Genomic DNA, 23,615 nt, shown 5'->3' with positions numbered 1-23,615 from the left:
TAAGAATTATAGAAATGCTTTCCATGCATCAACACAATGATTTCTCTTTGCAACGACGTCGCTTTTTGCAAAACAGTACGACGGGCATGGGAGCCTGGGCGTTGGCTTCGCTTTTAAACAATCCGAATGCTTCGGGCGGTTCGGCCAGCGCTGCGAGCACTGCTGTCGCGGGGGCGATGGGGCAGTTGCATTTTGCCCCCAAAGCGAAACGAATTATCTATTTGTTCATGTCGGGCGCGCCTTCGCAATTAGATTTGTTCGATCCCAAACCGACATTGGTCGAAATGACGGGCAAGGATTTGCCCGAAAGCGTTCGCAAGGGCCAACGCATTACGACGATGACCAGCGGCCAAAAGAACCTGCTCTGTGTCGGTTCGCCATTTAAGTTTGCTAAGCATGGCAACGTCGGCATGGACATTTCCGAGCTATTACCAAACCTGACGCGGATCGTGGACGAGTGCACATTCGTTCGCACGGTCAACACCGATCCGATTAACCACGATCCCGCCGTTACCTTTTTTGCAACCGGCAATCAACAACCCGGTCGGCCCGTGATGGGAGCTTGGTTGGCTTATGGTTTGGGTGGTGATAATACTGACTTGCCCGCGTTCGTGGTGCTGACCAGCGGCGGTGGTGGTCAAACGTTGCAAACGCGTTATTGGGGAAGTGGCTTTCTGCCTTCGCAGTACGGTGGCGTACAATTTCGCAATGCGGGAGATCCCGTGTTGTTCGTTTCGAACCCGCCCGGTGTGAACGCCCAATCACGCCGACAATTGCTCGATGCGACGAACGAATTGAACGCGTTGACGTTGAGCAATCTTGGCGATCCGGCAATCGCTGCGCAAATTGAAAACTACGAGTTGGCGTTTCGTATGCAGTCGAGTGTGCCCGAGTTGACAGATTTGTCGCAAGAGTCGCAGGAAACCTTGGATTTGTATGGCGCGACGCCTGGTAAACCTTCGTTCGCAAACAATTGCTTGTTAGCCCGACGTTTGGCCGAACGAGGTGTTCGCTTTATCCAGCTTTGTCATCGCGACTGGGATCACCACGGTGGTTTGCCAAGTGGATTGGCGACCAAGTGCAAAGAAACCGACCAAGGAGCGACCGCCTTGGTGTTGGATCTAAAACGCCGAGGCTTACTGGACGACACGCTTGTGATCTGGGGCGGTGAGTTTGGACGCACAGCCTACAGCCAAGGAGCAATCAAACCGGACAACTTTGGTCGCGACCATCATCCGCGTTGTTTCACGATGTGGATGGCGGGCGGTGGAATGCGTCAAGGGTATATTCACGGAGAGACCGACGAATTCGGTTACAACATCACCAGGGATCCTGTTCACGTCCACGATTTGCACGCGACGTTGCTGCATCAATTGGGGGTCGACCATAAACGGCTAACCTACCGCCACGAAGGCCGCGACTACCGTTTGACGGACGTGTCCGGAAATGTAATCCAAGACTTGCTCAGCTAACACCTTCATTTGTTTGCGTGACATTAACTCAGCTCAGTGCCACTCTCGATAATGATACAGCCTGGATTCAATAGGGTTTCCACGGCAGAGATGACAATTGCTTGCACGGAACATGTGCTGGCGGTCTGGCAAGGAAGGTTAGAAAATGAAGGGTTAAAAGATGACAGGTTAGGAAATGGCAGGATGGAAAATTGCGAATCTGTGTTGGCACATGGTGAGCGGCCTCCATTTCTTGCTGCACGTTTCTGTCCCCTGAGAGTGCGGTGCGGTCGAGAGATTGCTGTCGTCGGTATGCGTTCAAATTTTTTAACCTTCCATTTTCTAACCTGTTTTCATTCCGCGTTAGCTCGTGTCAAACAGCTCTCGATCGAGGGATTCACCGACGTCGCCCGTGCCTGAGATGAAAATCGGTTGCACAGTACATGTGCTAGCTGCCGATGTGCCGATTGACGTCGAAGGCACGGATCGTTCTTGAGAATGACCCGTTGCGTCGTTTTAGGTTTGCGTCGGCTTAATGAACGCTAACAGCTCGGAGAGCTGAGCGACACTCGCCAGGACGAACAGTGGGATGCGACGGTTTGTGAGAGCAAAACCGAAAGTACCGAACGTTCGGGTGAAAAAAAGTGTCGTTTTTCTTATAGGCGAAAACCACCTAGTGCGACACTAAGGGAGAGTATGTTAAACTCTGCGGCACAACCGGGGGTGTAGCTCAGTCGGTTAGAGCAGGGAACTCATAATTCCTTGGTCGCGGGTTCGAGTCCTGCCACCCCTACTTTTGACATTCGGCATCATTGACTGTCGCCCCTGTCTTGCCCCCGCGTTCGGCATTTGATCATGCCGGGAGTGAAAGCAGGAAAATGATGCGACAGAAAAATTGAAACCAAGAACCGCAAGACGGCCACTTCGGTTGTCAAAATCTTCCATTTGACCCGCTTGCCGACAACGTGTTTTTGGTGACCACATCCAGCCATGGTGGTGCCGCGGCCTCCTGTTCCCCCCAGTCGCAACGCGACGAAATGTGATAGCCACGGACGTGAGTCCGTGGAACAACACGCACCTCGCCCCGGATAGTCGCAACGCGACGGCAGGAGATCCCACGTTGGTTTGGTTCGTCCCGGAGGGGCCATCGCAGCTTGTTTCGGCAGGAGACGCTATTTCACGTTTCCAAACGATTGGCCCGCGAATGAACGCGAATGGGCAATGCACGAAAGCCGCGTTAGCGGCGAAAGCATTTAGCCCCATGCGTAAGCATGGGGTATCGGACGCCATAACACCACTAAGCCGCGGAGCGGCGGCAGCGATCGCTGTCAACGTGCAAAGCGGTGGCAGGGGGGCAAACCCTGTGACTCGCACCTTAGAGGAGGCGAAAGGCTAAAAGATGAAAGGATAAAAAATGAAGACGAAGCGAGCTTTCAAACCCAAATCCCCTTTCGCCATGGCAGTCTCATTTTTCTGTCGCACCAATTTTTCTGCCCACCTCTCGTCCGAGCGATGTTCCGGGTTCAACGACCGGAGATTGCTTAACGAAATTGGTGCGTTAATCGCAGGAATCGAAACAGTTTGCCCAGCATTTTGGCTCGTTGGATGCGACGTTCTGCTTCGCCCTCCAGTTCTAATCGTCGCAAATGAACGTCACGGTCGCTGTACCCGCAGGTCGGACAGCTTTCATCGCTCGTACTCATTTGCTTTAGGCAACCCGGGCAAGTTGTTTGACTCTCGTTGGGCATGATATTTCTCCGAATCGGAATAGCGGCAGTACTCGGTCAACGTGTAGATCGGTTTCGGAAAGTGGGTTGGCATACGCACCCAGTGTCGAATCGGGAACTGCGGTGACGCAATGTATTGTAACCGCACGGAGTGTCCCGTTCGACATTCCCAGCAGGTGCAGTAAGGGGAGCAATGATACTGATCGTGATAAACAAGAGCGTCAGTACCGTAGGTAAGAGCATAGGTGTCCACAGAAACAAATTAGAATTTCGACTGCCATCTCCCCAGGCATCAAACCCGCAAACACGGGGCGCGCGACATCAAAGTAAAAAACGGTCCAGCTCGAAAACACCCTTTTATTGCTCCGTTCTATTGCCAAAGGTCCGAGCGACGGCCGAACCAAATTGTCGGTGAGCCCCACACGCGGCAACGATCCACCGATTCCGAGGCCGGCTTGTTCCAGCATGACGAATTTGGTTACCCCGCAAGTGAGGACAGAAAGATTCAAAAGAGGGGAATCAAATGACAGTCTCACCGCATTGCGATTGTCACCTACTTTCCGAACCTGAATGTGGGCGCCATCGGCGTCGTAGCAGCAAACTTGCGAAGAGATAGCAGCTGCACTCCATACAACCAGAGGTTGGGCAGAAAAGTAGAGGGAGCAGGAAAATCGTAGAGCCAAAATGCGATGTCATTTACTCCGCACTGACGTCTTGTGACTGAGAAGAGGCGAAAGGTTAGAAGATGAAAGGGATAAAAAATAAAGATGACGTGAGCGTTCAGGCCTAACTACGTATCTCCATGGCAGGCTCATTTTTCTGTCGCACCAATTTTTCTGTCTACCTATCGTCCGGGCGACGGCCGAACCAAATTGTCGGTGAAGCACACGTGGCATCGATCCACAGATTCCGAGGCCGGCTTGTTCCAGCATGACGAAATTGATCACGCCGCAAGTGAGGACAGAAAGATTGAAATCGCGGCAAATCGCCTGCGGACAGTCTTTAGGCCGCACCCCAATCCAGCCGTGACATCCGATGGGAATGGCAGAAAGTCGATGTCTGATGAAATCAAATAGGCCAACGAGCTACCAGCTCAATTCATCGAAAGCAGGACAATGTTGAACACTAATCCCCACTCATCTTCGCTAATCGATTAGTGCGGATCAGCGCCGATTAGTGTTCCCACCTTCGGTGCAATAGACGTAGTCACTTGTCGCTGATCGATTGCCGTCATCAGGTGCGGCCGATTGATTCTCAATTTCTGGTCGCCTGATGCCGCGCTCGGGTGGATGGCCTAGGTATCCGCGTTTTGGAGGCTGCGATGTGCGTTGTTCGATCACGTGGCACGCGAGACTTGTCAGCGAAGCACAACCGTGCCGATGTATAACAACCCAATACTGAGCCACGTCCAGGCAAGCAGTTTCGCAAGGGGGCGAAATGATCCAGGCAGTTTGTATTGAAACGCGACGTGGTTGAAAAGAAGCATCAGCGTGACGACGATGCTCGTGTATTTGCCGTAACCGTAGTCACCCTCGGTCACCAGGATTGCGATATTGGCAACGAGCATGACGAGTATAAAGCCGAGAAAAGCATTCTTGTACGGAAAGTGATGCCGCGAAGTAGGGACAGGGGCGATCATCTGCAACTCGCGTTTGAGTTTGGAAGGCTGCCAGTCGAATCACGTTTGAATTCACGCGGTGGCAGCAGTGGGTGATCCTGCGTCCAGACGCACGGCCACCGCCAAATCGCGTGCAATTCTCTGGCTGTCCGCGATGATGACGTTCATCGGCTTTGCATTGTACATCAGGGGGTGGAAAGCAACGACGGGGCGACGTCAAGGTGAAATAAAGCAGTCAATCAATGCCGCCGACTATCGTTACGTCGGAGGTTTTGTCATCAACGCAGATCACCCGGGCATGAAAAGCATGGTCGCGAGGACAAGTTTGGCAAATAGGAATTCATGGTGCCCTTATCGGGTTACGCTGTGAAGAATTTCTAAGTCGTGTTTTGCTAGGTCATCACAACCCGAACGCGTAAGTTTTGAAGTTGCGGTTTGTATTTAGGGGCAAAGCCCCGGAAGTTTACCTAGCCCAGTCCAACGGGCTGGGGCCAAGAAAACCAATGAATTTTAGGACCAACGGCCCGTTCGTTTGCTCGGATCTACTGAGGGCGGCTGGCAAATGACCGGGCCGATGGCCCTTAGGTTTCTTTGCATCGAAAACCTGCCCCGTTGGACCAGGCTAGGCAAATTGTTGGGCCTTTGGCCCGGAGAACATCGAAACTCGCAACTTCAAAACGCGTAAGCGAGGGACCGGCGCTGGTTCAAGAGTCCCTCGCTGACGCATTCGGGTTATGAAAAATGCTTCATAGTGTTCGCCTTATCGGGTAACTCACTTTTGAACGCCCGCACCGCCGGGTGATCCAAGTGAATTCGACCTTGGATCACTCCGTGAGTCAATCGATTTAGCGTGGATCACTTGGTAGCATGCCCGAGGAAACGGCGATTTCAAGGTCGAGGCCTAAGGAAGTCGCAACCGATCGTCTTTGTCGACCTTGCGCTCAGGTTAGGGCGGACGCTAAGAAAGCGGGCCGAGTCATCCAGGTCGCTGACGCGTGGTTTGCTGCAACCGCAGATTGATTGGGATCGCCGCGGGCAACCCACAACGTACGTGACTTCTTGCATGTCGTAGGATTGGAGCTGATCAATTGTCCAGTAAGGTGATTGGGTATTTCTTCTTCAACTCAAACGCTATCCGGTGTCGGCCACCGGAGCAAGGCAAGTCTCGACATCAAGAACAGGTAAGAAAGAGTCCGCGTACCTTTTCCGTCGTCATACGCGCAAACCAAGGATTCCCGAGAATGGACTTGACCTTCCCGGACCTGCTTCTCCATCGCGTTAAGCTGTTTCAGCTCGTGGCTAAGTTCCTTCCGCTTCTTCCGCCTCCTTTCCTGAAGCTCTCCGACGAGGTTCGCAAGCACTCCTTGATTCATGTGAAGTTTTCCGAAATCGCTCGGGAAAAACACCTTGTAGAGGATGATCGCGAACAGCTTGTTCGGATCGAGATTGGAATCGGAAAGAGTTCTGCGATACAGGGAGTACTCATTCACAATGTTCACCAAGTGACGGTTGTCCGTTACGTAGACCGTGACCTGACGAAGAAACTTGTCTTGCAGCGTCTCCCTGAGTCCTGCCTTCTCCAGCTTGTTATAGAGAACGTCGTAAGCGTTTCCTGCGCTGACGAACGGAATGACGGGGATGAGTAGGTCGAAGAACTTGGTTCGATCCTTTCCCTTGAACAGATCGTCGCGGATCGCAAATAGGAAGACGATCGGCTTCTTCTTGTGCGACTTCACGTCCGGATTGGCATTGATGAGCTGATTGATCTCGCGAATTTTCGTGAAAATCTCGGTTTTACCGAATCGGTCCAGATCCTCGATGATGACGATGTCGCAAGGCGTTTCCTGGAAAAAGTAGACGATTTCGTCCAAGTGTTTGTTAAAAACAGACTCCTTGGATTTGTCCTCCGTTTCGATCTCGGCGTTCTTGAGAGAAAGCTTTTTGATCGAGAGCCCTGCACTCGCCTTTAAGACTCCGTGAAGGATAGCGACAAAAAGGACCAACCAAAGCAAGCCGGCAGTTCCTTCCACAGCAAACTCCTGCCAGCGATCCGCCTCAGCCACGAATTTCTCGAGATTGTCCCAATACTTGATTGCCACTCCTGTCAAGATTGCAAAGACACTTAGAAAGAACGCCTTTGTCCGCAACCAAATCGGCTTCCGTATCTTCTTGAACCTTGAATATTCCAGCTGCTTTCTTCCCGCGCTGTAAATGAGCTGCTGAAGAATGCTTTTTTCAATTCTGTCCGATGAGATCGTCTTTTCGTCGTCGCCCTCGAAGGTAGCCAGAGAAATTCGGATGAATTTCAGCCTCGGGTAATGATCGCGGAAAGCATTGATGAGACTCGTCTTGCCCGCACCGTAGGGACCAGTTACAGCCACGCAGGTGACGTCTTCTTCGATGATCGTGCTGAAAGCGCCAGCGTAGCGTTGGTAGGTTTCCGGGTCTGCGCCAGGCAAGAGCGCTTCGATCTGGTTTTCCTTACGATCCGCTTCATTCTTGTCGGCGAAAAAAACTGAACAAACTTGTTAACTTCTCGTATCGTCCCGCCAGAAGCTCGCGACATCGTTTTACGGTTTCCTCTCCCACTGCACTTGCCCACGTATGAATACATTTTCAGACTGTTCGCCACTGCCATGCCACGGCGGGGAGGCGATTAGCGGTAAAAAACAAGGGAATGCACTGTAATCTGGCTTTCGACGAAAAACAACGGCTTGGTGGGCCTCGAATTTTGTGCACGTCAGCCATTCTGGTTGCTGAGTTTCTTGACGTCACGTGCCTCTGCCACTCGATCAATTTCGGAACGCTTTGATGCGAAGGCTGTGCCGAAGCTGTGGACGGGCACCGGCTGCTGTGAAGCATTGCCTCCGGTTACGACGTCGCCGACTAGTCATCCACAAAGGAGGGTTTGTTCGTGCTGGCAAAACCCGTCTGGGAAGAATAGGCGAACCGTTCTTCCGTAGACCCCGCTTCGTCGGAGGGGTGTTCACGGTCGGCAGGCGAAGCGCACCCTCGTGCTTCGTCTTGTCTGAATCTTCGTTTTTTTATTGTAGTGGAGCTTGCTAAAGCTCCCTATTTCTTGGATCTGGGAGGATCTTTAGCAAGATCCACTACCCCAAAATCAAAGACTGACAAAGCCCTAGGAAGTCGCTCCCAGTACGAGCTCGCTCGTTCCCTTTGGCAAGTCGAAACAGGCGATAAGCTTTTGCTCATTGGCGATCCATGTCCCTGCATCCAAAGTCGATCGATGGGTCGCCTCATGCAGTATCGTGCGATCGTTTCCTTGCTGGATACTCACAGGTCCCGCGCCGCCTTCAACCTGCAACGTGAATCGTTCCGCAGCAAAGGGTGCGGTGAGCGTCAACCGGTTGCCCACGCGGCGAATCTCGGTCAGCTGTTTGGCGGCCCAGTAACGGGCAATCTCGCTGACCTTCATCCAAATCGTGTCGTCGGCGAAGCGTGACGCCAACGACCCAACGACTCGTTTGAAGGAACTGAATCCTTCTTCGCTGCCGTTGCTGTACATCCCCGGCCAGTGACAAATCATGACCGCCGGTTGCCGCCGCTCGATCAGTTCGACCATTCGGCCGCTGGTCGCCGTGGCATTGCAATAGCGATCCGGTTCAGAGAGGGATTCGCCTTGCCAACCGCCAAACCAATCGCCTGTTCCCGCCGGCACGTTCACCGTTAACCGCACGTCGTCGGTCCCCACGCCTCGCAAATGTTCGAGTTTGGGCTCCGTACTCTGGTCGCCAGAGATGACGTATTTGAAATAGTGCGGCAGATCGATACCGTAGACGTCGCGAACCGCCTGGTCGACTGCGATCGGCAGTTCGTCTTTCATCGAGTTACCAAAGCCACCGGGAGTGGTGATTCCTTCGCAGGGGAGATCACAGTTCTTCACAAGGCGAAGTGCGTAGGCCAGATAGGCTGCCAATTCATCAACGCTCTTCTTTTCCTGGGGATACGAATTCTCCATCGTTGCCGCGCTGATCTTCTCCATCGGTCGGCCGGTCTTCAGATCGATCACGCGAGTGTGAGTGATCATCTCGGGATGAATGTCCCAGTTGGGGAGCATCAATTCGCGGACAAGTTTTAAGCTGGACTGCAAATCGGATCGCGACCAACCGGGCAATTCCCGGTCAAGCCAGCCGACGCAGGCAGGATTGGGAACGATGCTGTACTTGCCTTTCACGCCCTGGCCGGCACACCATTCACCAAACTGGCGGACAAAGCTATCGGGGATCTCACGCGGCCATGATCTCCACGGTTTTTGATACTCGCTGCGGTTTGGCAAGGCGGTCGCGAACTGCGGAGTGCAAAAGTGTCCCATGTTCACCAAGCACGTCGAATCATCAATGATGAACGACAGCGGCACTCGATCTCGCGGCATCAGCACTTGGATGCTTGCTGGCCGGGTCGGCAGCGGAGCGGGCGCCGTGAGCTCAGGCGTTTTGGCCGAAACTAAACGGGACATCCCCATGCCAGTAACTGCCGTCGCGGCGGCGCCCCAGGCAGACGCGCGAAGAAACTCTCGCCGGTCCTGGATCATAAATGCACGGTGCTGGTTCACTTCGGACACTCCCGGTTGCCATTTGCATGCTCATAGCGGGCACCACACGGCTCGCCGTACTGCCTTATTCTATCGTGCACCGATGGACGCATTGAACCAACTACGCCCCCCGTCCGCTTTGATTCCGGGAACCTATTTGAAAAAACTGAAAACGAGTGTGCCGACGGTGATCAGTCCCAGCACGACCACTAGCAGGTTTGGCATTATCTTGACCTTCTTCAGCAACGAGGGGCCAAACTGGCCAATCAGCAGTAGCGAAACAACGATCCCTAGAATTGCTCCTGCTGTGATGCCTCTGGCGATCAGAAACGCCGAGAGCAGAAGGAGGCCGCCTGTGATGCTGCCTGCGATCAAAGAAGCCTTGCTTTGAGCTTTGACATAGCCCATGACTCCTCCAAAGACGACAAAAACTCCATAGATTGCTGTCACGATTACCGGAAAGTCCACACAAGTCTCTTTAATTTCAATTGCCAAGTTCTGGCAGAAATGATTCAGCGGATTCGAATACAGATCCATCCACGCAAGCTGCCTTTCACCGAATTGTAATGGGTCGCCCCCAAGGTGCCAGCCACCAGTGGCACCTCCGAGTATTTCGTACGAGTCCGGCGCTGGACTCAAAGCTGCATCCGTACCACGGGAGCCTGCAATTGGGTAACCTCCGATTGGTGCCATCCAACATCCCGGCGAGGATTTCCGTGTCGAAGCTTCACGAAGCAGGCCCCGAAATGGACGTGGCCTCACCGGCGACACCTCTTCTCTCAAGCTCTGCCTTCATTCGCTTGATGCTCAGTGCGTCGTAGACGATCATTTCGACACGCTCATCGGCTTGCAGGAATGCCCATTTCCCCGGATAGACTTGCTCGCAACGAAGATCACTGGACCACCGCACGATTCGTCCATCGGATAGTCTCAATCCGTACTCACCGACGGTGACTTTTGGGAACCAGTACCAGGCCGAGGTCAGGACGGCAGCCATCGCGAGCAACACCGCGACCACGAAACGGTATCCCCAGACAAAGTTGCCAGCGGACAGACGTCCTACGTTACGAACGTAGATGGTGCCGCTAGTTTCCAGATCCCAGGCACACCAGATCCCAATCGCCAACATCACCATGCCGACTATTCCAGTGGCCCATTTGGCGGCCGCGACGGGCGTGGACCAGAGTACCGGCCCGATGTCATTCGAGTTCAGCGGCTTCAATGGATTCCCCGTTGTAAAAATGTGCAAAGATGCTGAGCCCCCATCAAGGGAGGCGACTTTTTAGCTGGACAGCGCCACGTCGGCTGAAAGTCGCGTTGCTTCATAACCCGAAGTGTAAGTTTTGAAGTAGACATCACCGCTCTTATGTTAGCCGTTTGGGCGTTAGCGGCTTATTGATTTAATCAAAATGCAAATCGCAGCGGTGAGCCGTGGGCCGTAAGGCACCGGGTAATGCATGGAACCCGCCCGCTCACGCGCAAGCGGCTCACTAAATCAACAAGCCGCTAGCCCCGGTTGGGATGGTGACGAAACCGTGGCTAGCGCCAAAACGGCTAACTAAATCAGTTTTCCTGGGGCTTTCGCCCCAGGCTACATGCTGCCGCCACTGGCGTGGCTGAAAATCGCAACTTCAAAACTGACGCTTCGGGTTGTGATGGTCATGCCAAAATATCGTGAATCACGTTGCCATGAACATCGGTCAAGCGAAAATCACGGCCGGCGTAACGATAGGTCAAACGCTCGTGATCGAGCCCCAAGCAATGGAGCATCGTGGCATGTAAATCATGCACACTGGTGCGATTCTGTTCCGCTCGGAAGCCAAATTCGTCCGTTGCTCCGTAGACCGTTCCTCCTTTGATTCCACCGCCCGCCATCCAGACGCTGAATCCCCAGTGATTGTGGTCACGACCTAGCAGCGAGGCGCCGCCGGACCCCAGTTCCACAGTCGGCGTGCGTCCAAATTCGCCGCCCCACAACACTAGCGTGTCGTCCAACATGCCTCGCTGCTTTAAGTCGGTAAGCAGTGCAGCAATCGGCTGGTCCAACTCGCCAGCCAGTTTGCGATGGTTGTCTTCAATCTTTTCGTGGTTGTCCCACGGTTGCCCAGCGCCGTGCCACAACTGCACATATCGCACTCCGCGTTCGAGCAATCGCCGCGCGATCAAAGTTTGACGACCGTGTACGCCGGAGCCATAAAGATCCAAAATATGCTGTGGTTCGTCGGTAAGCTCAAACGCTTCCCTGGCATCCCGCTGCATGCGAAACGCCAGCTCATACGACTGAATCCTGGCTTGCAATTGAGCGTCATGGCGGGGCTGAAGGTGTTGGTGGTTCCAGCGGCGAAGTAGATCTAATTGCCGTCGCTGGACATCATTTGACACCTGAGGATGTTCAATATTCTCAATGAGCTTACGAAACTCACGATGCTGTGAATCGATGTAGGTGCCCTGAAACGCGCCCGGCAGAAACGCGGATTGCCAGTTCTCGTCGTCTTTGATGGGTAAACCTCCGGGGCACATGGAAATGAATCCGGGTAGGTTCTGGTTTTCGGTCCCCAGACCATACATCAGCCACGATCCCATACTGGGTCGTGTTTGAACGGAGTCGCCACAATTCATCAGCATCAGCGACGGTTCATGATTGGGGACCTGGGCGTACATCGAGCGAATGACGGCGATATCATCAATGTGTTGTGCCGTTCGTGAGAACAGCTCGCTCACTTCGATTCCCGATTCTCCATATCGTTTAAACGTAAAGGGGGATGGAAACGCGGCACCGGTTTTGCGTTCGGTCGTCAGCGTGTTAGCGAGCGGTTGGCCGGCGTATTTCGCCAACGCTGGTTTCGGGTCAAATGTGTCGACATGCGACGGCCCTCCATTGAGAAAAAAGTGAATGACACGCTTTGCGCGACCAGGAAAATGAGGCGATCGCGCAGCCAGCGACCCCGGCGTGCCTGTTTCGGATGCCAACAAATGGTCGTCACCCAGCACGCCCGCCAGCGCCAGTGAGCCCAGGCCAAGTGCGGATCGCGACAGCAAATCACGGCGGTTAATATTCGGGTTTGTCATCACCAATTCCAGTCTCAATAAAGTGCGTGTTCGTCCTCAGGTTAATCCACAAACAAGAATTCGTTGGTACATAACAATACCTGAGCTAGCTGCTCGAGTTCGTCGAGCTGTACAAGGGTGTCTCTCGGGAAATCGGAGGTGGCATTCCAACTTTCGCCTCGCGAAGATTCGAGCGTGATCTCCCAGAGGTACTGGTCGTTATTGAGCACCTTGTTGATATCCACGATGAAATCGATTGTTTCGCCTGGTTGCACCGCCAGCGTGTCGACATTCATATCAGCAATGTCCTTGTGGAGGCCGGTCGATGTCAGCAGTCCGCCAGACGAGCTGAATATACTGGCGCGAATTCCATCACCTGGGGTTGCTTGGTGGGTCACTTTGGAGCGAATCGAAACCGTCATCGCACGTGGGGCTGTCCACCGACGAACCGCGGCATGCTGAACATCGTTTCCCGGATGGCCTCCGGTCGCGGTGAGCTGAACCCAGCCAAGTTTGGCATCTGGAAAAGAGGGACCGCCCTGCCAGGCCTGGCCAGTAAAATGTGGTAACTGCGTGAATCCCTCAAGCCGCTTTGCTTCGGAATCGTAGTGCCCGTAACCATAACTCCACTCGAGTTCTCCAGTTTCGGTTTTAATCGTCTCTTTGGAAATCGGATGTGCTAACAACGACATAGCGTCGGCCATTTCAATTTCACTAGGCGGTCGCTGGTAGGCAAGATCGAACATTCGAGTGATCGCTTGCTGCTGCGGTTCATCTCGCACAAGATTCGCAAGCGCTCGAGCACGCTGGAGCACCAACGGATGATTCATGAAGAACAGTGCTTGTTGAGGAACCGTCGTTTGGTTTCGCTTGGGGACGTGTAAGTCCGGGTTAGCAAAATCGAACATCCGCAATGCTGTCGGAAAGTACTGCCGATCGATTTGTCCATAGAGGCTGCGACGGTTTGGAAAAGGAGCCGCAAACATGTCTACAGGCTTGCCACCGACGCTTCGATCCAGCGCCCCGGAAGCTTGCAGTAGCGAATCGCGAAGTTCTTCAAACGAAACCCGCCGCAGATTCATACGCGAGAGCAAGCGGTTTTCTGGATCGACTCGGGTCACACGTTGTCGATGTTCGGCGTTTTCAGGCATCGTCGAGCTTTGTCGATACGTCGCCGATAACACGATCAAACGATGCAGTGCCTTGAGGCTCCAATCTTTCCGTATCCACTCAGCGGCCAGCCAATCGAGCAATTGCGGATGCGAGGGAGGGTCAGCACGCACACCAAAATCGCTGGGTGTCAACACTAAGCCGGTACCAAAATGATGCATCCAAACGCGGTTAACCATCACTCGTGCGGTTAGCGGATTTTGCGGATCGATGATGGCTTGGGCTAGTTCCAATCGTCCGCTGCCAATTTGGAAGGGTTGCTGCGTTGGCCTGCTGATCGCGCTCAGAAACTGACGCGGAACATCATCGCCCAGCTTCAATGGATTGCCGCGCAGAAAGATTCGTGGTTCCACCGGCGTCGCCAGGTCCACGAGCGACACGGCCACAGGAATCGGTTCCGCGGCATTGATCAACCAGCGGTCGATAGAACCTTGAAGCTTCCACAGCGTAGTCACACTGCTACTATCGAAGAACGTTTCACAGTGCGAGATCGGGCTCTCTGGAACGCGGCACACCGGCGAATTCAATACTGCCCGCAGGGCTTCGGTATCGGCATCGTCCGACACTACGTCCGGATCGATTTGGGCAAACATTTCACCGTATCGATCACAGACTTCGCGGAACGTTAGCGGCGGAGTACAAAAGGCTGCGGCAATTTCTGAGTTGACGTTTTTACTCCTCACGGACGACTCGTGCCAACGTCGAGTAACTGCTTCAGCCTCGGTGGCAAACGTGGCCGGTTCGAGATCCGCGTATGCATGCCACAGTGCAAAGACAGAATCACGGTTCGGTTTCACAGCACGTAAATAGCCTTCCCACTGCCGCACGAACGCTGGCAGCAGGTCTGATTTCTGGAAAATTTGATCAAACCCATTGGCCGGATATTTGTGCAATTCGGTTTGCGCGAACAAGTAATCCGCAATGCGTTCACGGGCCCGTTGCGAAGATTCGCTGGCCAGTTTCTGCATGGTTTCCTGCAGCGTCAGCTGTCGCTTTGCTAATTCGGCTTGAAACGCTTCGTCACCAGCATGGTGCGTCAGCACGGTTTGTTTTTCGTAACAGCTGTCGAAAACACCGTATAGCGAATAGTAGTCGGCTGTCGGAATCGAGTCATATTTGTGGTTGTGACAGCGAGCGCAGGCGACTGTCAAACCCATGGTGCCACGGGTGACGACATCGATGCGATCATCAATCACATCACGTCGCACGCCCAGAAAGCGACGTCCCAATGTCAGTAGCCCCATCGCCGCCAAGTCCTCCGGTTGGCTATCGGCGACTTGGTCCGCTGCGATTTGCAGCAACAGAAATCGATCGTAAGGCATGTCGTCGCGAATCGCTTTGACAACCCAATCCCGATACGTCCAGGCCTGAGTCCAAAATCGTTCTTCACGCGCATACACGTAGCCTTTGGTATCCGAATAGCGAGCGACATCAAGCCAGTGGCGTCCCCAATGTTCGGCATAGTGTGGCGACTGCAGCAGTCGTTCCACAAGTTTCTCGTACGCCAGCGGATCGTCATCGTGAATGAACGCAGCAACCTCGTCGGGCGTCGGTGGCAAACCGGTCAATGAGTACGTCACTCGGCGAATCAACGTGCGACGATCCGCAGGCGGCGATGGCGGCAAGCCCTGTTCGTTCCGTCGGGCCGCGATAAACGCATCAAGCGGCGTCTGAATCCATTCCGCGTCGGCAAGGTTTTGGACGTTAGGAATGGCTGTCTGCTCAACCGCTTGAAACGCCCAGTGATCCTCGCTGTGGCGGGGCGTTTGCTCGGCGGGCTGCATTGACTCCGCAGGCCACCGAGCACCACTGTCAATCCAAGCCTCGATGGAGCGTATTTCGTGTTCCGCCAGCTCTTTGTTGGGCGGCATTTCCAAGCCGCCTTCACGACGGATCGCCGAAACAAGCAAACTGGCAGCGGCATCCCCTGGCACGATGGCCGCGTCACTATCTCCACCGGTCAGTAGCGATTGAAGCGAATCGACTCGCAGACCTCCCTGCTGCTTTTTTACACCGTGACATTGACCGCAACGTTCGAGCAGTACCGGTCGCACTTGTTGTTCGAAAAAATGTTCTTCTTGTTCAGTGATCGCTACCGTGTTTTCATCACCACACGCAGAGGTAACAAATAGCAATGCCGACAGAGCTACCAATCCGGATAAGCAGATTGCATCCGAGCGGCGCAATTTCCCAAGCAAAAGTCTCGAGGGGTTCACGAGAAACATGATTCGTAGGTGGGGCGAGAGGCGGGGCAGGCAAATAGCAAGCAGGCCCTGAATGTACCCGATGCGGGGCGGCAATGCTAAGTTTTAGTTCCCCCCTCCAGGCTGAACTTGTTGTAATGCCGTAGATTTTTTTCGCAGCAAACGATCTATAGACGATCGAGCCCGTCCATATGCAGGTCGGCAGCAGGCGGATCCTTTGCCACCAATAGTGGACAATTGCCCCCCAGACTGTGTTGTCACTAAATAGACTTTGCGACTCGCTCTGTGTACACTGGTGCGTCGCACTCTGTGTCTCCTACCCGGGCGGTTCTTCCCGCTTCCTTTCCCTCCACTATCCCAGCAGAATTTCGATGCCCCTGCGCTCCGTTTTTCCCTCTTTGCTATCTCTTTTCCTTGCTGTCACAGCCTCTTTCGCGGCCAATCCCGCGGAAAACACCGATTCCGATACAGTGAAATTTCAAATCCTGTTCAACGGGAATGATCTTTCGGGTTGGAAAGGTGTCGATGGATTCTGGTCGGTCTCACAAGGCGCAATTGTAGGCCAAACGACGGCGGATAACCCTACCAAAGGCAACACGTTCTTGGTGTGGCAGGACGGCGAAGTCGCCGATTTCGAATTCCGCTGTAAAGTCCGTTTCGAGGGCAACAACTCGGGCGTCCAATACCGTAGCGACATCGTCGATGCGGACGGCTTTGTGCTGGCGGGCTACCAGGCGGATCTGCATCCCAGTCAAAACTACTTTGGCATGATGTACGGCGAAAAGTTTGCCGACCGCGGAATCATCGCGACGCGAGGACAAAGAATTCATATCCAGGCTGATGGCGAAAAGAAAGTGCTTGCCCAACTGCCGAGTAGTGAGCAGCTTACCGACACCCAGTGGAACGACTTGCGGATCGTTGCCGTCGGCAACCGCATCATCCATCAAGTGAATGGTTTGACCACGGTCGACGTGACCGACGATCACCCCAAAGCAATGCGGAAAGGCGTGCTCGGATTGCAACTGCACGCTGGCCCCGCGATGAAAGTTGAGTTCCGCAACCTGTTGCTACGAAACCTTGATGCCCAATCAGGTCAGCAACTTGTTCGCAAAATCTCGGAACCCGCTACGACACCGAGCAAAGATGACGCGGCAGGCAATGCACAATCACCCGACGCGAAGAAGAAGTGGCTGACGAGTGCACCCGAAGCCCAGTGGATTTGGAGCAAACAACCGACGAAGAATCAAAAGCTATTCTTTCGGAAGTCCTTCTCGCTTGATGCGGCCGCGAGATCGGCTCACCTATACACCACTGGCGATAACCATGCGAAAGTTTGGATCAACGGGCAACTGGTGGGTCAAAGTGATGCCTGGCAGGAGCCTATCGAAGCCGATGTCGCAAAACATTTAAAGGTCGGCGAAAACTTGATCGCGATCGAGGGACAGAACGACGATGGGACTGCGGCATTGGTGCTAAAAATGACCGCGGAGCTGGAAGGCAATAAAAAGACGACGATCATTTCGGACAAGTCGTGGATGATCGCCGATAGTGTCAGCGAAGGCTGGCAAACCGCGGCAACGACCCCATCGGCGTGGACGAGCGGGACACTGCACGTTGCTGGCAAATTGGGCGTCGGCCCTTGGAACGTTCCGAACTATAGCAATGCAGCGGGCGGCAACAACGATCCGCTGAACCCGCGTCACATCATCACACAGCCTGGTTTCGTGATCGAGCGATTGTACGAGGTCCCAAAATCCGAAGGAAGTTGGGTTTGCTTGACCACCGATGCAAACGGCGGCTTCTTCGCGAGCGACCAAGCCGACAAGGGCTTGTTTCACATCACCTTCGTCGATGGACAAATCAATATTGAACCGATCGTTGTCAAAGATCCTGAAAGCGGCCAAGTCCTCTCGGGGGCTCAAGGTTTGTTATGGGCGTTTGATTCATTGTGGGTGCACCGCAACGGCGGCCATCTGTATCGCGTGACCGATAGCGACCAAGACGGCAAACTCGACACCGCCGAGCGTTACCCAAGTAAAACCGGAGGCGGTGAGCATGGCAACCACGCCCTGATTTTGACCGAAGACGGTAAAGGCATTTACATGGTCGGCGGGAACCATGCCCCGATGGGCGAAGTCGCGTCCAAACGAGTTCAATCATGGGACGAAGACTTTTTGTTGCCTCGGATGTGGGACGCTCGCGGTCATGCCCGCGGCTTGTTGGCTCCCGGCGGCTGGGTCACGCGACTCGATCCTGAAACGAAGAAGCAAGAGTTGGTATGTATCGGATTCCGAAACGAGTACGACGTCGCGCTGAATAGTTTCGGTGACATGTTCACCTTTGATGCCGATATGGAATGGGACATGGGAATGCCGTGGTACCGCCCCACTCGGATTTGCCAAGTCGTCAGCGGTGGCGACTACGGTTGGCGAAGTGGCACTGGGAAATGGCGTCCTTATTTCGAAGACAGCCTGCCACCCGTCGTGGATATCGGTCCCGGCTCGCCCACCGGCGTTGCCTCAGGAATCGGAGCCGCGTTTCCAACGAAGTACCAAGAAGCACTCTATGCACTGGATTGGACCTTCGGAACGATCTACGCCATTCACATGACGCCCAACGGTGCGGGGTACACTGGGGAAAGCGAGCCGTTTGTGTACGGCACGCCGCTTCCCGTGACCGATGCGGTCGTCGGTTCGGATGGACACTTTTACTTTACCGTGGGCGGCCGCGGCGCTGCTTCAGCCTTCTTTCGCGTGCGTTACGTCGGTGACCAATCGACGGCAGCTCCCGAAACCGATGCGAGCGACACCGCTGCAAAAGCACGCCAGACGCGGCGGATGCTCGAAGCGTTTCACGGTCACGTCGATGCCAAAGCAGTCGAGACCGCTTGGCCTTATCTGGCCAGCGAAGATCGTTTCATTCGCGCCGCAGCACGCGTCGCGATCGAATCGCAACCGGTTGCCCAATGGGCGGATCGCGTGCTGAGTGAATCCAATTTGCAAGCCAAAATCACCTCGGCTGTGGCACTCGCAAGACTCGGCGATTCGAGTCACCAAGGACCGCTACTCGACAGCTTGTTGGCGATCCAGCCCGCCGAGCTATCGGAAATGCAGTTGCTGGGTTTATTGCGAGCCTACGAGTTGACTTTCATCCGCTTGGGCAAACCGAACGACGAGCAGCGAAAACAAGTCATCGCGGAACTGGATGGATTGCTGCCGAATCAATCCTCCGACGTGAATCGCGAACTCGTCACGATCCTGGTGTATTTGCGTTCGCCAACTGTGATCAGCAAGGCGATGAACTTGATCACCGAAGGATCCGAACCGGTGATTCCTGATTGGGAAGAGCTGGCGAGTCGCAACCGAGGCTACGGAGCGAGCATTGATAAGATGCGTGAGAACCCGCCACCGTCACAAGAGATTGCGTTAGCGTTCGAGTTGCGGAATTTGGCAACCGGTTGGACATTGAGCCAGCGACGAGCCTATTTCGAATTCCTGAATCGCGCCGCGAAGGGGTCTGGGGGCGCAAGCTACCCAGGGTTCTTGGAAAACATGCGAACCGAGGCGCTGCAAACCTGTTCCAACGAAGAACGTGAGGCACTGCAAGACATTACCGGCGAAGACTTTAATCCCGTGCCCGACTTTGAGATCAGTCCGCCCAAGGGGCCTGGAAAAAAATGGAAGCTTGACGAAGCGTTGGCCGCGACCGGCGGCAAGCCGGATTTCGAGCGAGGCCGAAGTTTGTTCTTTGCGGCGGAGTGTGGCAAGTGTCACCGCTTGGCCGGTTTGGGTGGCGGCGTCGGTCCTGACTTGACCAGCATCCCCAACAAGTTTGACCAGCGGTATGTGGTCGAAGCGATTGTGCATCCCAGCAAAGACATTTCGGACCAATACGGTTCGACCAATGTACTCGTCGATAGTGGTCAAGTTGTGACGGGAATCGTGGTGGACAAGGGCGACAAGATCGAGGTCTATCCGGTCAAAGCGACCGACAAACCGGTGATTGTCTCGAAAGACGAGATCGAGGCGATGGAGCCATCGACGGTGTCACAGATGCCCGAGGGTTTGTTGGACACACTCAGCAAAGAAGAGATTCGCGATTTGATTGCCTACCTAATGGCCGCCGGCAATTCGGACGACCGCCGCTACCAGAAGTAGCGGCGGTTCACAAAGTCCACGCCATTCCGGTTGCCCCAGAATGGTTTGGACTTAAGCGTTTTCAGCTGAGCCGACGCAAGCGGGCAGTTGATTTAATGATCCGCTCTCGTGTGAGAGAGCGTCCGGTTTAGGCCGGAGGCTCGCGTGAGCGGTCGGGGACCACGCATTATCCGGTGCCTCACAGCCCACGGCCCACGATCGGCTTAACTCGTATGGCGGAGTCCACATGAGCTTCGGTATTGCTGTGATCTTACAATCCCAGCCAGCAGCATTAAAATGCTGCCACTGGGTGAAACAGATCCAGGATCTGCAGATTTGTCCCCCACCTTCGGCGATTTACCGCGTGACAGCCGACATTGCTAGAATCGCGTGACGACAGGGTTGCGCCGCGTCGCCGACAAAGCTGCCATGGACAACACGCTGCAAATCTGCGACGACCTCCTCGATCCTTGCGTTACTGAACCGAATTACCGGTTTGATTGATGATCGGTGCCACTCCCCAAAAGAGTCATGGAATCAAACGATGATGTTGCGTGCGCTTCATACCCTGCTACCGCTAATGGCTATCTCGCTTCTAGGTTGCTCGTCGGGGGAAACCACCACCTATCCGGTCAGTGGCGTCGTCCGCTTTCCCGATGGCAAATTGCTTCGCGAGGGAACGATCGAGTTTGAGATTTCGGGAGTTAAGAATCCGATCACGGCGACGGGTGAGATTGCGCCGGACGGAAGCTTCTTTCTTGGCACCTATCAAATCGATGATGGAGCGGTCGCGGGCAGCCACCGCGTCGTCGTGATCGCGGACCCCGTTATTGGTACTGGCGTTGAGCGACCGGGACTTCTGCCCAAATCGATTTTGCATCAAAAATATCGCGATTTTCGTAGCTCGGGAATCGTTGTCGAGGTTGAGCCAACCATCAACAACATTGTGATCGACGTCGAGTATGCTCCGACCGACGAAGCCGAGTGACGTCCGTTTCCAAATTCGAATTCTCCTTCCTGAAACAAATTCACCATGGTTTACTTTCTTGCGATTTGGATTGGACTTGCCGCGAGCACACCAGACGCTTGGCCTGCGTTTCTAGGTGCCGGTGCGGGGCCACGTGACGCGAGCACATTGCCTCTGACCTGGTCGCCAATCGAGAATATTGCCTGGATCAAATCGGTTCCTGGTCACGGCCAATCGAGCCCTGTGGTTTGGGGCAACCGTGCGTTTGTGACCAGCGTCGAAGGCCCCGAGAAAGACACCTTCCACGTCATCTGTTTCGACACCGCCGATGGAAGCGAGTTGTGGCACAATCAAATCACCAATTCGGCACCGGAAAAGAACAGCTACTACGTCAGCCGCGCAGCCCCCACGCCCGTGGTTGATGAACATCGCGTGATTGCGTTCTTTGAAAGCGGCGACTGTGTCGCATACGACCACGCGGGCAAAGAGTTGTGGACACGAACGCTGGTGAAGGACGAAGGCCCCTTTGTTGCCGAGTTCGGGCTGGGTGCCTCGCCGTGCCAGACCGAGTCAACGCTGTTTGTCTTGTTGGAACACGATGGACCGAGCAGCCTGTTGGCAATCGACAAACAAACCGGCAAAACGCTATGGAAAGCGTCGCGGGATCCACGCCGCAGCTGGAGCTCGCCGGCAATCATCCAACTGGAGGGTAAACCGCAAGTAATCGTCAGCTCGGCAGGGACCGTGGATGGCTACGATCCCGAAACAGGAACTTTGCTGTGGTCATTCAAGGACGTCGGTGGCAACACGTCGACCACGCCGATTGATATTGGCGGCGGACGTTTTTTGATCGGCGCCTCGCCAGGTCGCAACGGCGAGAACGCGGGATCCGCAGCGGATTCCAATGGTTTGATGCAAATCACTCGGGATGGCGACACGTGGACTGCAACTCGAAAGTGGACGGCCACCGGAGCGACTCCGACGTGGGCCTCGCCGATAGTACATGAGGGCTTGGCGTACTGGATCAACCGCTCTGGCGTGATTTATTGCTTCGATGCCACGACCGGCGAAAAGGTGTATACCGAGCGAATCAAGCAATCGAGTTGGGCGACTCCCTACGGCGTAGGAGATCGTGTCTACTTGTTTGGTAAAGACGGCCTAGTCACCGCCATCGCAGCCGGCCGCGAATTTAAAATCTTGGCCGAGAATACAACTTGGGACGACAGCACGTTGCCGGCGGAATCCAAGTTAGCCGAAGAATCATCCGAAGAGCGACAGCGTGCTGCAGCAATGTTTAGCAAGCCCACATTGTACGGCGTCGCCGTTACCGAAGACGCCTTCCTACTGCGAGTCGGCAACGCCGTCATCTGCATACGTTGAGCAGGACAAATTGACTTACCCGGCATCATGATCGGATCTGACAGCGCTCGCGGCCTCGTTATTCACGGGGACGCATAGCAATCACCATCCTAACCCGACGCGAGAGTTTTGAAGAAAATCCCTCGGACTAAAGTCCGAGGCTATCGAAATATGTCGCTCCGCGACAGCAAATAGCGCAACTTCAAAACGCGTGAGCAAGGGAATATCAGTGTTGACTCGGTCCCCCGCTTAGGATCAGGCGGAAAATAAGTGTCGGAACTTAAAGTGGGATAGGCTTCCAGCCTGTCATTTCAGCATCGACAGGCTGGAAGCCTATCCCACTTATTTCCGCTCATTGCTTAGAGATCCATCCCGTTTGGGAGCGGGGCGGTAAAGGTGACCCGTTGGTTGGTTGTCGGGTGCAGCAGGGTCAGGCTCGATGCGTGCAGGCAGAGGCGGTCGATCGGGTTGGTGGTGGCTCCGTATTTGGCGTCGCCTGCGATGGGGTGGCCGATGGCTGACATTTGCGCGCGTATTTGGTTTTTTTTACCGGTCTTCAGTTTGACGCGAATGAGCGTGTGAGCGTCTTGGCATTTTAGTGTTTCGTAGGAAAGAGTCGCTTTGATCGCGCCGCGGTCGGGTGTTCTCGAGGCGTGCACGAGCAGTCGTTCGTCTTCGCTGAGAAAGTGGGTGAGGGTCGCTTGCGTCGGATTGGGAGCGCCTTCGACAATCGCATGGTAAAACTTGTCCGACTTGCCCCAATTGTCCTTGATCTTCTTTTGAGCGGGTTCGGTTTTGGCGAGCAACAAGACACCGGAGGTATAGAGATCGAGTCGCTGGACGATGTAACAGCGCTGCCGTTGCGAGGCGAGGGCTTGGTTAACGATCGATTCGACGGTGCGATTCTTTTCGTGCTTGTTACCGACCGTGAGCAGTCCGTTTGGTTTGTTGATTACAAAAAGGCTCCCGTCTTCGAAGAGCACGTCGAAGGGCAGCGAGCGTTGGACGACAGCCCGTTCGGAGCGAATCTCGACGGCATCGTGCGGTCCGATTTGGATGTCGTGCTGAGTGGAGGATGCTCCGTTGACGTGAACCAACCCACTACGCAAGATCTCTTTGACTCGCGTTCGCTTGGTGTCGCTGAGCGTCTCAATGAGATAGACAAGCAAACCGGTTGACTGCTGTGGACTGGGCAACCTTCGTATAGCCATAGTTTACTTTTGGAGCGAACAGAACGAATTTGCAAATCAAAATTAGATAGGAGCAGATTCAGTGGAGACAAAGGAACGCCCCAAGCGAGCGGATGCTGCAGGACGCCCCGGCACATGACCTATTGTGTTTTTACTGAGCGAGCGGCTTAGCACCGTCGGAACAATAAGTGAC

At 54.4% G+C, this 23,615-nt stretch carries 13 protein-coding genes and 1 tRNA gene; 5 read left to right on the top strand and 9 right to left on the bottom strand.

Annotated features, from left to right (window positions below; genetic code table 11):
* The first annotated feature begins 23 nt into the window (after positions 1-23).
* Together SH528x_RS02210 and SH528x_RS02205 are read left to right on the top strand one after the other, a co-directional pair.
* A complete protein-coding gene (locus SH528x_RS02210) occupies positions 24-1,472 on the top strand; it encodes a DUF1501 domain-containing protein (RefSeq protein ID WP_442508902.1) in 1,449 nt (482 codons plus the stop codon).
* 698 nt (positions 1,473-2,170) lie between these two features.
* Positions 2,171-2,244: transfer RNA gene (locus SH528x_RS02205), tRNA-Ile, on the top strand.
* 748 nt (positions 2,245-2,992) lie between these two features.
* Here SH528x_RS02205 and SH528x_RS02200 read toward each other — a convergent pair.
* The 8 genes from SH528x_RS02200 to SH528x_RS02165 all read right to left on the bottom strand — a co-directional run bounded on the left by SH528x_RS02200 (position 2,993) and on the right by SH528x_RS02165 (position 15,791).
* Positions 2,993-3,199, bottom strand: a complete 207-nt coding sequence (locus SH528x_RS02200) for a hypothetical protein (protein ID WP_442508901.1) — start codon at positions 3,197-3,199, stop codon at positions 2,993-2,995.
* A 1,336-nt stretch (positions 3,200-4,535) separates the two neighbouring features.
* Entirely contained in the window at positions 4,536-4,817 is a 282-nt protein-coding gene (locus SH528x_RS02195; RefSeq protein WP_442508900.1) for a hypothetical protein, read from the bottom strand.
* 1,103 nt (positions 4,818-5,920) lie between these two features.
* The gene (locus SH528x_RS02190) at positions 5,921-7,255 is read right to left on the bottom strand and encodes a YobI family P-loop NTPase (protein WP_442508899.1); all 1,335 of its coding nucleotides are present in this window, start codon (positions 7,253-7,255) and stop codon (positions 5,921-5,923) included.
* A 680-nt stretch (positions 7,256-7,935) separates the two neighbouring features.
* Positions 7,936-9,348, bottom strand: coding sequence for a hypothetical protein (locus tag SH528x_RS02185; RefSeq protein WP_442512067.1), 1,413 nt, complete (start codon positions 9,346-9,348; stop codon positions 7,936-7,938).
* A gap of 153 nt (positions 9,349-9,501) precedes the next feature.
* Positions 9,502-9,885, bottom strand: a complete 384-nt coding sequence (locus tag SH528x_RS02180; RefSeq protein ID WP_442508898.1) for a TMEM14 family protein — start codon at positions 9,883-9,885, stop codon at positions 9,502-9,504.
* A gap of 190 nt (positions 9,886-10,075) precedes the next feature.
* Positions 10,076-10,570 carry a hypothetical protein gene (locus SH528x_RS02175; RefSeq protein ID WP_442508897.1) on the bottom strand — a complete coding sequence of 165 codons (495 nt, stop codon included), beginning with the start codon at positions 10,568-10,570 and terminating at the stop codon, positions 10,076-10,078.
* Positions 10,571-11,007: 437 nt separating this feature from the next.
* A complete protein-coding gene (locus SH528x_RS02170; RefSeq protein WP_442508896.1) occupies positions 11,008-12,417 on the bottom strand; it encodes a DUF1501 domain-containing protein in 1,410 nt (469 codons plus the stop codon).
* 41 nt (positions 12,418-12,458) lie between these two features.
* The gene (locus SH528x_RS02165; RefSeq protein ID WP_442508895.1) at positions 12,459-15,791 is read right to left on the bottom strand and encodes a PSD1 and planctomycete cytochrome C domain-containing protein; all 3,333 of its coding nucleotides are present in this window, start codon (positions 15,789-15,791) and stop codon (positions 12,459-12,461) included.
* A gap of 449 nt (positions 15,792-16,240) precedes the next feature.
* Here SH528x_RS02165 and SH528x_RS02160 point away from each other — a divergent pair, with 449 nt between their 5' ends.
* The 3 genes from SH528x_RS02160 (at position 16,241) to SH528x_RS02150 (ending at position 22,253) form a co-directional block, all read left to right on the top strand.
* Positions 16,241-19,927 carry a family 16 glycoside hydrolase gene (locus tag SH528x_RS02160; protein ID WP_442508894.1) on the top strand — a complete coding sequence of 1,229 codons (3,687 nt, stop codon included), beginning with the start codon at positions 16,241-16,243 and terminating at the stop codon, positions 19,925-19,927.
* Between the two features lie 523 nt (positions 19,928-20,450).
* On the top strand, positions 20,451-20,894 hold the full coding sequence (locus SH528x_RS02155; RefSeq protein ID WP_442508893.1) for a hypothetical protein: 444 nt from the start codon (positions 20,451-20,453) through the stop codon (positions 20,892-20,894).
* Between the two features lie 45 nt (positions 20,895-20,939).
* The gene (locus SH528x_RS02150) at positions 20,940-22,253 is read left to right on the top strand and encodes an outer membrane protein assembly factor BamB family protein (protein WP_442508892.1); all 1,314 of its coding nucleotides are present in this window, start codon (positions 20,940-20,942) and stop codon (positions 22,251-22,253) included.
* 338 nt (positions 22,254-22,591) lie between these two features.
* Here the strand turns inward: SH528x_RS02150 and SH528x_RS02145 are convergent, their stop codons facing one another.
* Entirely contained in the window at positions 22,592-23,443 is an 852-nt protein-coding gene (locus SH528x_RS02145; protein ID WP_442508891.1) for an RluA family pseudouridine synthase, read from the bottom strand.
* Positions 23,444-23,615 lie beyond the last annotated feature (172 nt).

Source organism: Novipirellula methanifontis, assembly GCF_052161655.1.
Lineage (GTDB): Bacteria > Planctomycetota > Planctomycetia > Pirellulales > Pirellulaceae > Novipirellula.
This window is presented reverse-complemented; position numbering and strand designations above follow the sequence as displayed.

Bases quoted from the DNA above. Each gene is read 5' to 3' on its own strand.
- SH528x_RS02170 (WP_442508896.1), bottom strand. From the start codon at position 12,417: ATGACAAACCCGAATATTAACCGCCGTGATTTGCTGTCGCGATCCGCA.
- SH528x_RS02180 (WP_442508898.1), bottom strand. From the start codon at position 9,885: ATGGATCTGTATTCGAATCCGCTGAATCATTTCTGCCAGAACTTGGCA.
- SH528x_RS02145 (WP_442508891.1), bottom strand. From the start codon at position 23,443: ATGGCTATACGAAGGTTGCCCAGTCCACAGCAGTCAACCGGTTTGCTT.
- SH528x_RS02195 (WP_442508900.1), bottom strand. From the start codon at position 4,817: ATGATCGCCCCTGTCCCTACTTCGCGGCATCACTTTCCGTACAAGAAT.
- SH528x_RS02210 (WP_442508902.1), top strand. From the start codon at position 24: ATGCATCAACACAATGATTTCTCTTTGCAACGACGTCGCTTTTTGCAA.
- SH528x_RS02165 (WP_442508895.1), bottom strand. From the start codon at position 15,791: ATGTTTCTCGTGAACCCCTCGAGACTTTTGCTTGGGAAATTGCGCCGC.
- SH528x_RS02155 (WP_442508893.1), top strand. From the start codon at position 20,451: ATGATGTTGCGTGCGCTTCATACCCTGCTACCGCTAATGGCTATCTCG.
- SH528x_RS02185 (WP_442512067.1), bottom strand. From the start codon at position 9,348: ATGATCCAGGACCGGCGAGAGTTTCTTCGCGCGTCTGCCTGGGGCGCC.
- SH528x_RS02200 (WP_442508901.1), bottom strand. From the start codon at position 3,199: ATGCCCAACGAGAGTCAAACAACTTGCCCGGGTTGCCTAAAGCAAATG.
- SH528x_RS02150 (WP_442508892.1), top strand. From the start codon at position 20,940: ATGGTTTACTTTCTTGCGATTTGGATTGGACTTGCCGCGAGCACACCA.